The organism is Massilia sp. Root351 (assembly GCF_001425045.1).
Classification (GTDB): Bacteria; Pseudomonadota; Gammaproteobacteria; order Burkholderiales; family Burkholderiaceae_D; genus Rugamonas.
The window spans coordinates 281,947-293,615 of record NZ_LMDJ01000033.1 but is presented as its reverse complement, the minus strand read 5'-3'; the positions used below and the strand labels follow the sequence as shown (position 1 = coordinate 293,615).

The 11,669-nt window shown below is 65.5% G+C and carries 13 protein-coding genes; 5 read left to right on the top strand and 8 right to left on the bottom strand.

Annotation, left to right across the window (positions count from 1 at the left end; all coding sequences use genetic code 11):
* Positions 1 to 24 precede the first annotated feature (24 nt).
* The 4 genes from ASD15_RS26360 to ASD15_RS26345 all read left to right on the top strand — a co-directional run bounded on the left by ASD15_RS26360 (position 25) and on the right by ASD15_RS26345 (position 2,970).
* Complete coding sequence (locus tag ASD15_RS26360) at positions 25 to 249, top strand: hypothetical protein (protein WP_057157988.1); 225 nt, start codon at positions 25 to 27, stop codon at positions 247 to 249.
* Between the two features lie 110 nt (positions 250 to 359).
* Positions 360 to 1,772, top strand: a complete 1,413-nt coding sequence (dbpA, locus tag ASD15_RS26355; RefSeq protein WP_057157987.1) for an ATP-dependent RNA helicase DbpA — start codon at positions 360 to 362, stop codon at positions 1,770 to 1,772.
* A 72-nt stretch (positions 1,773 to 1,844) separates the two neighbouring features.
* Positions 1,845 to 2,231, top strand: coding sequence for a VOC family protein (locus tag ASD15_RS26350; protein ID WP_057157986.1), 387 nt, complete (start codon positions 1,845 to 1,847; stop codon positions 2,229 to 2,231).
* Positions 2,232 to 2,337: 106 nt separating this feature from the next.
* Entirely contained in the window at positions 2,338 to 2,970 is a 633-nt protein-coding gene (locus ASD15_RS26345; RefSeq protein WP_057157985.1) for a hemolysin III family protein, read from the top strand.
* Positions 2,971 to 3,029: 59 nt separating this feature from the next.
* On the opposite strand, the gene ASD15_RS32675 is transcribed toward ASD15_RS26345, so the two are convergent.
* The 8 genes from ASD15_RS32675 to ASD15_RS26310 all read right to left on the bottom strand — a co-directional run bounded on the left by ASD15_RS32675 (position 3,030) and on the right by ASD15_RS26310 (position 9,579).
* Positions 3,030 to 3,254, bottom strand: coding sequence for a hypothetical protein (locus ASD15_RS32675; protein ID WP_157201156.1), 225 nt, complete (start codon positions 3,252 to 3,254; stop codon positions 3,030 to 3,032).
* 140 nt (positions 3,255 to 3,394) lie between these two features.
* Positions 3,395 to 3,790 carry a GFA family protein gene (locus tag ASD15_RS26340; protein WP_057157984.1) on the bottom strand — a complete coding sequence of 132 codons (396 nt, stop codon included), beginning with the start codon at positions 3,788 to 3,790 and terminating at the stop codon, positions 3,395 to 3,397.
* Positions 3,791 to 3,809: 19 nt separating this feature from the next.
* Entirely contained in the window at positions 3,810 to 4,223 is a 414-nt protein-coding gene (locus ASD15_RS26335) for a hypothetical protein (protein ID WP_057157983.1), read from the bottom strand.
* A 77-nt stretch (positions 4,224 to 4,300) separates the two neighbouring features.
* A complete protein-coding gene (locus tag ASD15_RS26330; RefSeq protein WP_057157982.1) occupies positions 4,301 to 5,254 on the bottom strand; it encodes a chemotaxis protein in 954 nt (317 codons plus the stop codon).
* A 69-nt stretch (positions 5,255 to 5,323) separates the two neighbouring features.
* Positions 5,324 to 6,283, bottom strand: coding sequence for a threo-3-hydroxy-L-aspartate ammonia-lyase (locus tag ASD15_RS26325; protein WP_057157981.1), 960 nt, complete (start codon positions 6,281 to 6,283; stop codon positions 5,324 to 5,326).
* A 26-nt stretch (positions 6,284 to 6,309) separates the two neighbouring features.
* Positions 6,310 to 7,278: an ornithine cyclodeaminase family protein gene (locus ASD15_RS26320; RefSeq protein WP_057157980.1), complete on the bottom strand. Its 969-nt coding sequence runs from the start codon at positions 7,276 to 7,278 to the stop codon at positions 6,310 to 6,312.
* The gene (locus tag ASD15_RS26315) at positions 7,268 to 7,924 is read right to left on the bottom strand and encodes a transcriptional regulator (RefSeq protein ID WP_057157979.1); all 657 of its coding nucleotides are present in this window, start codon (positions 7,922 to 7,924) and stop codon (positions 7,268 to 7,270) included. Before ASD15_RS26315 ends, ASD15_RS26320 begins: the two co-directional genes overlap by 11 nt.
* A 38-nt stretch (positions 7,925 to 7,962) precedes the next feature.
* A complete protein-coding gene (locus ASD15_RS26310; protein ID WP_057157978.1) occupies positions 7,963 to 9,579 on the bottom strand; it encodes an amidase in 1,617 nt (538 codons plus the stop codon).
* Positions 9,580 to 9,805: 226 nt separating this feature from the next.
* Here ASD15_RS26310 and ASD15_RS26305 point away from each other — a divergent pair, with 226 nt between their 5' ends.
* Positions 9,806 to 11,644 (top strand): DUF4214 domain-containing protein, encoded by a 1,839-nt coding sequence (locus ASD15_RS26305; RefSeq protein ID WP_057157977.1) that lies wholly within the window; start codon positions 9,806 to 9,808, stop codon positions 11,642 to 11,644.
* The last annotated feature ends 25 nt before the right edge of the window (positions 11,645 to 11,669 follow it).

The following is an 11,669-nucleotide window of genomic DNA, read 5'->3' as shown; positions in this document are numbered from 1 at the left end:
TGCAGCCGGGCTTTTGTTTTTGAGATGAGAGACAAAAAAGACAACGCGACCTTCGACCTGCCTGGCTTCGCGCCGGCCGCGCCGCTGGAGCCGGAGCCCAAGCGCCCGCCTCCGCCGCGCGTGCGTCGTGCCGCCTTGAAACAGGAACAGCTCGAACTGCTGGAGGCGACCGACAACAGCGGCCTGCCGGTCTGGCAGCGCGACGAAGGCCTGGACGTGATGGGCCTGCCGGTCTGGCGTCCGAACTGAGTCTCTGCACGTCCGCTGTGAGCGGACACCGCTTGCGCATGGCCGGCAACGGCTCCCAGGAGCCTGCTAGACTGTGCGCACTTCCCCACTTTCTTACCGGGTCCGCCACCATGAGTTCTGATTCCTTCCACAGCCTGCCGCTGACGCCTGCCTTCCTGGCCAACCTCGACATCCTCGGCTACACCACCATGACCGCCATCCAGGCCCAGAGCCTGCCGTCGGTGCTGGAAGGACGCGACCTGATCGCCCAGGCCAAGACCGGCAGCGGCAAGACCGCCGCCTTCGGCATCGGCATGCTGAGCAAGCTGAACCCGGCCTGGTTCGCCACCCAGGGACTGGTGCTGTGCCCGACGCGCGAACTGGCCGACCAGGTGGCCAACGAGCTGCGCCGCCTGGCGCGCGGCGTGGGCAACGTGAAGATCCTGGTGCTGACCGGCGGCTCGCCGATGCGCCCGCAGATCGCCTCGCTGGAACACGGCGCCCACATCGTGGTCGGCACCCCGGGCCGCGTGCGCGACCACCTGGGCCGCCAGACGCTGGACCTGTCCACCGTCAACACCCTGGTGCTGGACGAAGCGGACCGCATGACCGACATGGGCTTCTACGACGAGATCGCCGGCATCGTGTCGGCCTGCCCCAAGCGCCGCCAGACCCTGCTGTTCTCGGCCACCTACCCGGACGACATCCGCGTGGCCACCGAAGCCTTCCTGGCCGACCCGGTGGAAGTGACGGTGCAGGCGCAGCACGACAACAGCAAGATCGAGCAGCGCTTCTATGAAGTGGGCTTCGATGACCGCGACAAGGCAGTCGGCAAGCTGCTCAAGCATTACCAGCCGGCCTCGGCCATCGCCTTCTGCAACACCAAGGTGCACTGCCGCGAGCTGGTGGAATCGCTGCGCGCCGAAGGCTTCACGGCGCTGGCGCTGTACGGCGAGCTGGAGCAGCGTGAGCGCGACGAGATCCTGGTGCTGTTCTCGAACCGCAGCGCCACCGTGCTGGTGGCCACCGACGTGGCCGCGCGCGGCCTGGACATTGCCAACCTGGAAGCGGTGATCAACGTCGACGTGTCGAAAGACACCGAAGTGCACATCCACCGCATCGGCCGCACCGGCCGCGGCGACGAGCGCGGCCTGGCCTTGTCGCTGTGCGCGCCGAACGAGAAGAAGTGGGTCAAGCTGATCGAGGAATACCAGGGCGCGGCCGTGGAATGGCACTCGATCAAGGAATTGCCGGACGACGAATACGCGCAAGGCGACCCGGCGCCGTTCATGACCCTGTGCATCCTTGCCGGCAAGAAGGACAAGCTGCGCCCGGGCGACGTGCTGGGCGCGCTCACCGGCGACGCCGGCCTGGCCAAGGAACAGGTGGGCAAGATCAACGTGTTCGAATTCCAGACCTATGTGGCGATCGACCGCCGCGTGGCCTACGAGGCGTTCGACCGCCTGGCCAAGGGCAGCCGCGAAGGCGCCGACTTCGGCAGCTTCAAGGGCCGCAACTTCAAGATGCGCTTTATCGAAGTGTAAAGCGGCGAAGTCCAACTATCCGCCGGCGTCTTCTGATAGAGTTGCTTCAAACAACGCTATCGGGAGAGCAGCATGAGAATCGGACTAGCCGGCATCATGGTGGAGGACCAGGCCAAGGCGCTGGCTTTCTATACGGAGATTCTCGGCTTCACGGTCAAGAACGACATCGCCATGGGCAGTTTCCGCTGGCTGACAGTGACCTCGCCCGAGGGCGCCGAGGGCGTGGAGCTGGTACTGGAACCGATCGGCTTCCCGCCCGCGCACGCTTACCAGAGCGCACTCTACGCAGCCGGCATCCCCGCCACCGCCTTCCTCACCGACAATATCCAGGCCGAATACATCCGCCTGAAGGAACTGGGCGTGGTGTTCCGGGGCGAACCCACCAACATGGGCCCGATCACCGGCGTGCTGTTCGAAGACACCTGCGGCAACCTCATCAACCTGGTGCAGCCGGCGTAAAAAGGATGGGCCTGGTCTGCATGGCCACCCATATAACGTGCGTTCCGTCACAGTCTTATCTTAATTCGCCGCTACAATGGGCTAACGACTCCTTGAGAGGTGCGCCATGGTCCGGTTTGCGCAGGCAGGCGAAAGATTTAATGCGGTAACACATCTGGCTGGCGCGCTGCTGGCGGCTGGCGGGTCGGTGTATCTGCTGGGGCAAGTGCACAGCGGACCGTGGCAGAGCGTGGTCAGCATCGGCGTGTATTGCTTCAGCCTGGTGCTGCTGTATGCCTGCTCGACCTTCTACCACGCCAGCATCGGCCGCGCGAAAGCCGTGTGGCAGAAGTTCGACCACTGCGCGATCTACGTGCTGATCGCCGGCACCTACACCCCGTTCTGCAGCCTGGCGCTGGACAGCCAGCTCGGCTGGGCCTTGCTGGCTGCCGTGTGGCTGCTGGCGGGCATCGGCATCATGCAGGAACTGAGAAAAGTCGAGCAGCGCTGGCTGTCGGTGGTGATCTACCTGACCATGGGCTGGTCCGCCGTGCTGATGGTGCTGCCGCTGCGCGAGTCGCTCGGCAGCGACGGCTTCGCCTTTGTGCTGGCGGGCGGGCTGTTCTACACGGTCGGCATCATCTTCTACGTGGTCGACACCCGCATGCGCCACGCGCACGGCATCTGGCACCTCTTCGTCCTGCTCGGCAGCGCCCTGCACTATCTGGCCATCGCGCGGTTTGTGCTGCCGGAAACCTGAGCACGCGATACGCGCGACACGGTGCATCCACGCCCACACTCCCCGGCAGCTGGCTTTCCTCACGCGTCTTCATGCCACGTTAGTGCATGCAGCAATTCCGACACGCTAAGCTCGCCTTGGCGTCTTGGATTGCCGCACATCCAGCAACTACAAGGCGTTGGCGTATTTAATAGTTTGCCGAGCCGGCGCAAATCGGTCGAGTTGTCAATTCCAAAATAAAAACGGCGTGCCCGCTTGATGCGGGCAGCATGATGGCGCCGAAGCGCACGTGCCAAATCTTTCATAAGTTTCTCCAGTCACCCCGGCAGCGTCATTGCCACCGGGGTTAGTCATGGAGTAACTGGTCCAAACATATATCTTCATTGCTTGCCTGATCGTTCAAAGTGATTTCGTCATCCGTTGTCAGTTCAATCGGATGCCGCGGTTACCGGATATGCTCTGCGCCGGCTGGCGGCACTACCCAGCTGTGCATGCGCTCTTCGTAGACTGAAATGGTCGGGGCGGGGAAATCCGGCTCGGCGAACGCGCCGATGGGCATGCCGAAGTATTCCGGCATCGCCAAAAGCTCATAGTACACCGTGGCGCCGCATTGCGGACAGAAGTGGAATCTTGCTCCCGGGCCCTCATCGCCAATGCGGACATACTCGGTCGATGCGCCGCGGATGGTAACGTGCTCGCGCAGGAAGCGTGCTTGCTGGCCGAATGGACTTCCGGTGCGGCGCTGGCATGCAAGGCAATGGCAGATCGAGACGCGGACCGGGTCGCCGACGGTTTGGGCCGTCAGTTGGCCGCAACTGCATGAAGCAAGCCGGGTGATCAAGGTTCCTCCTGAAACCGTGTTACGACGCGCCGAACAGGTCATGGGCGTCGAGGATGGCGTAGATGATGGCGGGGTTTTTCTTGAGGCAGCGGCGCACGGCGGCCGGAACGGCTTCGCGCGTCTTGCGGCACAGCCCGGGACGCATGCTCAGCTCGATCTGCAAGCCCATCACGGTGCGCACCTCATTGTCGCCGGGCGCGATCTTCAAGGCCACGCCGAGGTTTTGCTGCAGCCGCACGCCGATGCGCTGCAGTTCTTCATAGCTCTCTGCAGCCTCGATACGCTGGATCAGGCGCTTCTCTTCTTCCCTGGTCAGCCGCAGGATGGCCAGCCCGGCCATGTCCACCGCCGGGCCGTCCAGCAGCAGCTCGCGCTTGCAGTCGCAGGCGCCGGGCGGGCATTCTTTGCGGATCGGAAAATCGATTTGCAGCATAAGTTCCATCGCGGCCGGGCGGGCGCGCCGGGTGGCGCCCGCTTAAATTCTACCGCGATTTTTCCTTGCTACCCGCCCTATTTCGCCAGCACCTTGCGGATGGTGGCGGCCAGCTCTTCGGCCATGAACTTGGCCACATAGGCGTCCGCGCCCACGGTCTTGACGTGCTCTTCGTTGGTTGTGCCCGACAAGGACGAATGAATCACCACCGGCAGCGCGGAGTAGCGGCCGGTCTGCTTGATGTTGCGCGTGAGCGTGAAACCGTCCATTTCCGGCATTTCCAGGTCGGTCAGCACCAGCGCGATCTTGTCGTACACGGTCTTGCCTTCGGCCTCGGCGGCGGCGGCGATCTGGCCCAGCTTGTCCCACGCTTCCTTGCCGGACTTGGTCATGATAAAGGGCGCGCCCATCGCTTCCAGGCCCTTCTCGATCAGCGAGCGGGCCACCACCGAGTCGTCGGCGGCCAGGATCATGGTGCCGGGCCGCAGGTTCAGGCTGGGGCCGATGGTTTCGGGGTCGACGTCGGGCCGGTCGCTCGGGTTCATGCTGCGCAGGATGGTTTCCACGTCCAGCACCTGCGCCAGGCGCGAACCGCTGGCGCCGTCCAGGCGCGCGATGCTGGTGACCATGCCGCCCACGGCGGTCGATTCGGCCGACAGCACCTGGCCCCAGTCGAGCCGCACGATGTCCTCCACCGATTCCACCGCGAACGCTTGCGTGGTGCGGGCGAACTCGGTGACCAGCATGATGTTCAGGCCGGTCTTGGGCTTGCAGCCGCAGATGGCGGGCAGATCCAGCACCTGGATGATCTGGCCGCGCAGGTTGACCACGCCCAGCATATGGGGCTGCGATCCCGCCACCGCCGTGATGGGCGGCATGGCGACGATCTCGCGGATCTTGAACACGTTGATGCCGAACAGCTCGTTGCGCTCGCCGGTGGCGTCGCCGCCCAGCCGGAACAGCAGCAGTTCGAACTTGTTGGTGCCGGTCAGGTTGCTGCGTTCGTCGACTTCCTGTTGTACGGAATGCATGTGGGTGCCCTCGCCTCATCGTTGATGGTACGACTCTAACCGTGCCTGCCCCGGCCTGTAACCTGTCCTTTAGGCCAATAGGGAGCAGAAGCGCGCCATGTCCACGTTGCCGCCGCTGATGATAACGCCGATGCGCTTGCCCTGCAGCTGCGCACGCATGGCGCGCGCGGCGGCAAAACCCAGGCAGCCGGTAGGTTCGACGACGATTTTCATGCGCGACGCGAAGAAGCGCATTTCGTCCACCAGTTGCGCATCGGAGACAGTCAGCACATCGTCCACGTTGCGCCGGATGATATCAAAGGTGTAGTTACCCAGGTGCTGGGTCTGAGCGCCGTCGGCGATGGTCTTGGGCGTGTCGATGTGGACGATGGCGCCGCTGCGGAACGATTGCTGGCCGTCGTTGCCCGCCTCCGGCTCCACGCCGTAGATTTTGCAGTCCGGCGACAAGGCGCGCGCGGCCAGCGCGCAGCCGGACAGCAGGCCGCCGCCGCCCAGGCAGACGAACAGCGCGTCCAGCGGGCCCACTTCGTCGAACAGCTCCTTGGCCGCCGTGCCCTGGCCGGCGATCACGTCCGGATGGTCGTACGGCGGGATCAGGGTCAGGCCGCCCTCTTCGGCCAGCCTGCGGCCGATGGCCTCGCGGTCTTCGGTATAGCGGTCGTACAGCACCACCTTGCCGCCGTAGCCCCTGGTGGCGGCCACCTTGGCGGCCGGCGCGTCCTGCGGCATGACGATGGTGGCGGGAATGTCCAGCAGGCGCGCCGACAGCGCGATGGCCTGGGCGTGGTTGCCGGACGAGAAAGCGACCACGCCAGCCTCGCGCTGCGCCGCGTCGAAGCGCGACAGCGCGTTGAAGGCGCCGCGGAACTTGAAGGCGCCCATGCGCTGCAGGTTCTCGGCTTTGAAAAATAGTTGTGCGCCCAGTTCCTGGTCCGCCGTGCGCGAGCGCAGCACGGGGGTGCGGTGGGCGTGGCCTTCAATGCGCTGCGCGGCGGCGGCAACGTCGTCGTAGGTCGGCAAGACTTGCATGGATGTCCTTTCTGATGACTGAATAATTACCACGGCCAGGCCACGCTGGTGCCCACGCCGCGGGCCAGCGCGCGCTCGTAGATCAGGCGCGCCACGGTGAGGTCCTGCAGCGCGATGCCGGTCATGTCGAAGATGGTGATGTCTTCCGGCTTGCGGTGCGCCTGCAGCTGGCCCGACAGCAGTTCGCCCAGCTGGTGGCAGGGCAGCTCGGGCGCCCACTGCATTTCGCCGATCTGGCGCGCCTGGATATGGTCGTCCACGAACAGGCGCGCCTGCCGCAGCAGGCCTTCGGGCAGTTCGCGCTTGCCCAGCGTGTCGGCGCCGACGCAGTTGAAGTGGGTGCCGGGCCGCACGGCGTCCAGATTGAACAGCGGACCGCGCCCGGTGGTGGCGGTAATGACGATGTCGGCCAGCGCCACGGAGGCGTTGCGGTCGGCCGCCGGCGTGACCGTGCAGCGCTCGGAGAACTGGCGCTCGAAGGCCAGGTCCGCCTCGCCGCTGGAGCTCACGTAGTCCACCTGGTGCAGCGACGGGATCAGTTCCAGCGCGTAGCGCAGCTGGACGCGGGCCTGCACGCCGGTGCCGAACACGCACACGCGGTTGCTGTCGGCGCGCGCCAGCTGCAGCAGCCCGAGGCCGCCGGCCGCGCCGGTGCGCATGGTGGTCACGCCGTTGCCGTCGATGATGCACTGCGGCCGGCCCGTGGCCGGGTCCACCAGCACTATGGTGGCCTGGTGCGGCTCGCCGCCCTTCTCGCGGTTGCCGGGCCAGAAGCCGGCCGACTTGAAGCCGAGCAGGTTCTGCGCCACCACCTGGCCGGACTTGATGCCCCATATGCCTTCCGGCAGGCGCTCGCGCACCAGCGGGAACACGCGCCCCTCCTCCTGCTGATGCAATACGAACGCTTCGCGGGTGGCGTCCAGCACGTCGCGGAAGTTCATCAGGGTCTCGCCCTGGACGCTATCGATCAGCAGCAGTCTTGCGTTATTTGGCATAGCTGTACACAGTCGCTCTTGAAATGCCCAGGTGCTGGGCGATGATTTCCATGGCGCGCCGCACGTCCAGGCAGCCCGCCTCCCGTAATTCAACGATCAGTGCGCGCCGCTCGCCGGCCTTGAGCGCGCGCGGCGTGCTGGAAAGGCGTGCCGCGTATTCGTCGATGCGGCGCCGGATGCCGTCGGCGCCCACCGGGTCCAGCGACTCCTGCGGACCGCCGCCGTTGGCGCCATGGCTGGCGTCGATGCGGCTGAACTGCGCGAACACGGACTGCAGGCCGTGGAACATGGTCAGGTCCACGTTGATGCACAGCGCGGCGATGTACTGGCCGCCGGAGTCCTTGATGCCGATGGAGGTGCTCTTGGCCTGACGCCCGTCGGCGAAACTGTTGGCGTAGTTTGCCACGATGGCAGGATAGGCGGCGTCCGCGATGCGGGCCAGGCCAAGCTCGGTGGCCGGGCCGCCGATGTGGCGGCTGGACAGGTTGTTGTAGATGGCGGCAATGGCGTGCGCCGGGTCCAGCAAGTCGTGCACCACCACTTCGCAGAACGGCGCCAGGGTCTGGCCGAGCCCTTCGGCCACGTTCTTGAGCTGGTCCAGCAGCAGCTGTTGCTCTGCCGTGCGGGTGATCTTCTGTTTTCGCATTTGGACAGAATATCCAGAATTGGATATTCTGTCAAATCCTAGCGGAACACGGGTGACACGCTGGCCGGGAATTGCGGCGCGCGGCGGTGCCGCGTGGCCTGCTCGTAGGCGTAGGCCATGCCGATCAGCTTCGCTTCCGTGTAGCTGCCGCCCACGAAGGACAGGCCCACCGGCAGGCCGTGCACATAGCCGGCCGGCACGGTCACGTGCGGGTAACCGGCCACCGCGGCGGGCGAGGAGAAGCTGGCGTTGTAATGGTCGCCGTTGATGAAGTCCGTCAGCCAGGCCGGGCCGTCGGTGGGCGCCACCAGCGCGTCCAGGCGGTGTTCGCGCATCACCTGGTCGATGCCTTCGGCGCGCGAATAGCGGTGGTTGTTGGCCAGCGCGTCCAGGTAGACCTGCTCGTCCAGGCCGCCCTTGGCGGCGGCACGCTCCAGGTATTCCTGGCCGAAGTAGGGCATTTCCTTGTCAGCGTGCTGGCGGTTGAATTCCACCAGGTCGGCCATATTGCGCACTGGCGCGTGGGGCGCGTAGTCCTTCAGGTACGCCGCCAGGTCGGCCTTGAATTCATGCAGCAGCACTTCGGTTTCGGTGCTGTCGTACTTGTTCACGTTGGGTATTTCCACGTCCACCAGTTGCGCGCCCTGCGCCTGCAGCACCTGCAGCGCCTTGGCGATTTCGGCATCCACGTCCGGATTCTTGCCGAAGAAATTGCGCGCCACGCCGAGGCGCTTGCCGTGCAGGCTGTCGCGGTCCAGCGCGGCGGCGTAGCCGGCGGCCTTGCCGGCGCTGCCGGCGGTGGCCGCATCGGCCGGGTCCACGCCGGCCATGGCGGCCAGCATCAGCGCGGCGTCGGCCACCGAACGCGCCATGGGACCGGCCGTGTCCTGCGAGTGGGCGATGGGGATGATGCCGCTGCGGCTGACCAGGCCCAGCGTGGGCTTGATGCCGACCAAGCCGCAGATCGAGGCCGGCGAGACGATGGAGCCGTCGGTCTCGGTGCCCACCGCCAGCGTGGCCAGGCCGGCAGCGATGGCAGCGCCGGAGCCGGAACTGGAGCCGCTGCAGTTGCGGTCGAGCGAATACGGGTTGCGCGTCAGGCCGCCGCGCGCGCTCCAGCCGCTGACGGAATGGGTGGAGCGCATATTGGCCCACTCGCTCAGATTGGTCTTGCCGATGATGACCGCGCCGGCCGCGCGCAGCTGGGCCGCCACGTGGGCGTCGCGCGCCGCCCGCACCCCGGCCAGGGCCAGCGAGCCGGCGGTGGTGCTCATGCGGTCGGCCGTGGCGATATTGTCCTTCAGTAGTACCGGGATGCCGTGCAGCGGGCCGCGCACGCGCCGCAGCAAGCGTTCGCGGTCCATCTCGCGGGCAATCTTCAGCGCTTCCGGATTGATTTCGATGATGGCGTTGATGCGGGGGCCGGCTTTGTCGATGTTGCGGATGCGGGCCAGGTATTGCGAGGTGAGGGAGTGCGAGGTGAGCTTGTTGGCGGCCATCAGTTCCTGCTGCAGCTGGACGCCGCTGTCGAGGATGCCGCCGGGGCCGGGTTTGCCCGCCTCGGACAACTGCGCCTGCGCCGTGGCGTTGGCAGTACCGACCGTACCGGCCGCACCGGCGGCCAGGCCCATCCGAACAAATCCCCTGCGATCCATGCCCAACTCCGTGAGTGGTTATACCAATAGTAACAAGCGCGCAATCGGCTAGCATACCAGCCGAAATGTTTCCGAGCTACTAATTTAATTATCTTTCTGAAATGAATAAAAATATTATCGGAAACACCAAAATATCCGGGTGGAACCGTGCGGAGGTCGATTCGTTATCTGATGCACAATTTGTCGGCCATATCCCTACAACCATCTATCGCAACCTCCGACAATCATGCTGCCAAACATCTCTAGCGCCGTGCAGAACGGCGTCAGCGCCACCGACATCGGCGCCCGTATTTCCGCCAATGGCCGCTATGCGGCATTCTCGTCCAACCAGTCCCTGGTGCCGGCCGACACCAGCCTGAACGACGGCGACATCTATTTGTATGATCTACAGCTCAAGCAGCTGAAGCTGGCGTCGACCAATTCAGACGGCAGCACGCTGGCCGGTGTGAAACTCAGCGCGTCGCTGTCGGCAGATGGCGGCACGCTGAGCTTCCAGAACACCGTCAACGGCAACGCCAGCATCATGGTCAAAAACATGAGCACCGGCGCGCTGAGCACGGCATCCACCACCAGCACCGGCGCGGCCGCGAACGGCCAGAGTTACAACGCGGTACTGTCGGGCGACGCGCACTACGTAGCCTTTATCAGCAAGGCGACCAACCTGGTCGCTGGCGACACCAACGGCAGGGACGACGTCTTCGTCAAGGACTTGCTGACCGGCGCCGTGGTGAACGCCTCCACCACCGCCGCCGGCGTGCAGGCCGATGCGCCCAGCGGCGACACCGCGATGTCGTCCGATGGCCGCACCGTGGTCTTCACCACCTTTGCCACCAACCTGGCGGCAGGCGACGACAGCTATGCCGACATCTACGCCAAGAACCTGAACACGGGCGCCCTCACCCGCGTGTCCACCGATTCCAACGGCGTGGGCGCCAACGGCAGCAGCGACAACGCCGCGGTATCGGCCGACGGCCGCTACGTGGTGTTCTCCAGCCAGGCCGACAACCTGGTGTGGCGCGACACCAATGGCGTACGCGACGTGTTCCGCAAGGATCTGCTGACCGGCGAGACCATCCGCGTCTCGGTGAGCACCGAAGGCCAGCAAGGGCTGGGCGAATCGAGCAACGCCTCGATCTCGGACAATGGCCGCTACGTGCTGTTCGAGAGCAAGGCCGACTTCACGGCCGGCGACGGCGATGGCCGCACCGACGTCTTCATCAAGGACCTGGAGACCGGCGCCCTGACGCGCCTGTCCAGCGGCGGCGACGCCAACCACTACAACTACGCCAGCAACGCGGCGCTGGCCAGCGCCAGCCTGGACGCCGTGTTCGTCCACTACCAGATGGTGGCCAACACCACCGCCGACCAGCGCACCGTCACCCACACCAAGGTCGGCGCGGGCTTTGGCAGCCTGGCCGGCGAGACCATCACCGGCGGCGCCGGCGTGGACGTGATCAACGCCAACCAGGGCCGCGACCGGATTACCGGGCTGGGCGGCGATGACATCATCGACGGCGGCGGCGGTGTCGACACCGCCGTCTACGCCGGCAACCGCGACGCCTACACGGTGGCCATCACCACCAGCGGCACCCTGGTGACCAGCGTGGCCGCCGGCGACGGCAAGGATGCGCTGGCCAACGTGGAGCGCCTGCATTTCGCCAACGCCGACGTGGCGCTGGACATCAACGGCCACGCCGGCCAGGCCTACCGCCTGTACCAGGCCGCGTTCGACCGCGCCCCCGACCTGCCCGGCCTGGGCTTCTGGATCAATGCCCGCGATGCCGGCGTGTCGATGGAATCCATCGCGCACGACTTCCTGGTGTCGGACGAGGGCAAGTCGCTGTATGGCGTCAATCCAAGCAACGCCGAAGTGCTGACCCGCTTCTACGCCAACACCCTGCACCGCGCGCCGGACGCCGCCGGCTACGCCTTCTGGCTGGACGCGCTAAACAACAATATCGTCTCGCAGACCAGCGTGCTGGCCCAGTTCTCGGACAGCCCGGAGAACCAGGCACAGGTGATAGGCGCAATCCAGAACGGCATCAACTACACGCCGTACGGCTAAAAAAAAGCCAGGTTCCGGAGAACCT

Excerpts from the sequence above, each read along its gene's own strand:
- ASD15_RS26320 (WP_057157980.1), bottom strand. The coding sequence starts at position 7,278 with ATGCCAAATAACGCAAGACTGCTGCTGATCGATAGCGTCCAGGGCGAG.
- ASD15_RS32675 (WP_157201156.1), bottom strand. The coding sequence starts at position 3,254 with ATGAAAGATTTGGCACGTGCGCTTCGGCGCCATCATGCTGCCCGCATC.
- ASD15_RS26310 (WP_057157978.1), bottom strand. The coding sequence starts at position 9,579 with ATGGATCGCAGGGGATTTGTTCGGATGGGCCTGGCCGCCGGTGCGGCC.
- ASD15_RS26360 (WP_057157988.1), top strand. The coding sequence starts at position 25 with ATGAGAGACAAAAAAGACAACGCGACCTTCGACCTGCCTGGCTTCGCG.
- ASD15_RS26345 (WP_057157985.1), top strand. The coding sequence starts at position 2,338 with ATGGTCCGGTTTGCGCAGGCAGGCGAAAGATTTAATGCGGTAACACAT.
- dbpA (WP_057157987.1), top strand. The coding sequence starts at position 360 with ATGAGTTCTGATTCCTTCCACAGCCTGCCGCTGACGCCTGCCTTCCTG.
- ASD15_RS26330 (WP_057157982.1), bottom strand. The coding sequence starts at position 5,254 with ATGCATTCCGTACAACAGGAAGTCGACGAACGCAGCAACCTGACCGGC.
- ASD15_RS26325 (WP_057157981.1), bottom strand. The coding sequence starts at position 6,283 with ATGCAAGTCTTGCCGACCTACGACGACGTTGCCGCCGCCGCGCAGCGC.
- ASD15_RS26315 (WP_057157979.1), bottom strand. The coding sequence starts at position 7,924 with ATGCGAAAACAGAAGATCACCCGCACGGCAGAGCAACAGCTGCTGCTG.
- ASD15_RS26305 (WP_057157977.1), top strand. The coding sequence starts at position 9,806 with ATGCTGCCAAACATCTCTAGCGCCGTGCAGAACGGCGTCAGCGCCACC.
- ASD15_RS26350 (WP_057157986.1), top strand. The coding sequence starts at position 1,845 with ATGAGAATCGGACTAGCCGGCATCATGGTGGAGGACCAGGCCAAGGCG.
- ASD15_RS26335 (WP_057157983.1), bottom strand. The coding sequence starts at position 4,223 with ATGCTGCAAATCGATTTTCCGATCCGCAAAGAATGCCCGCCCGGCGCC.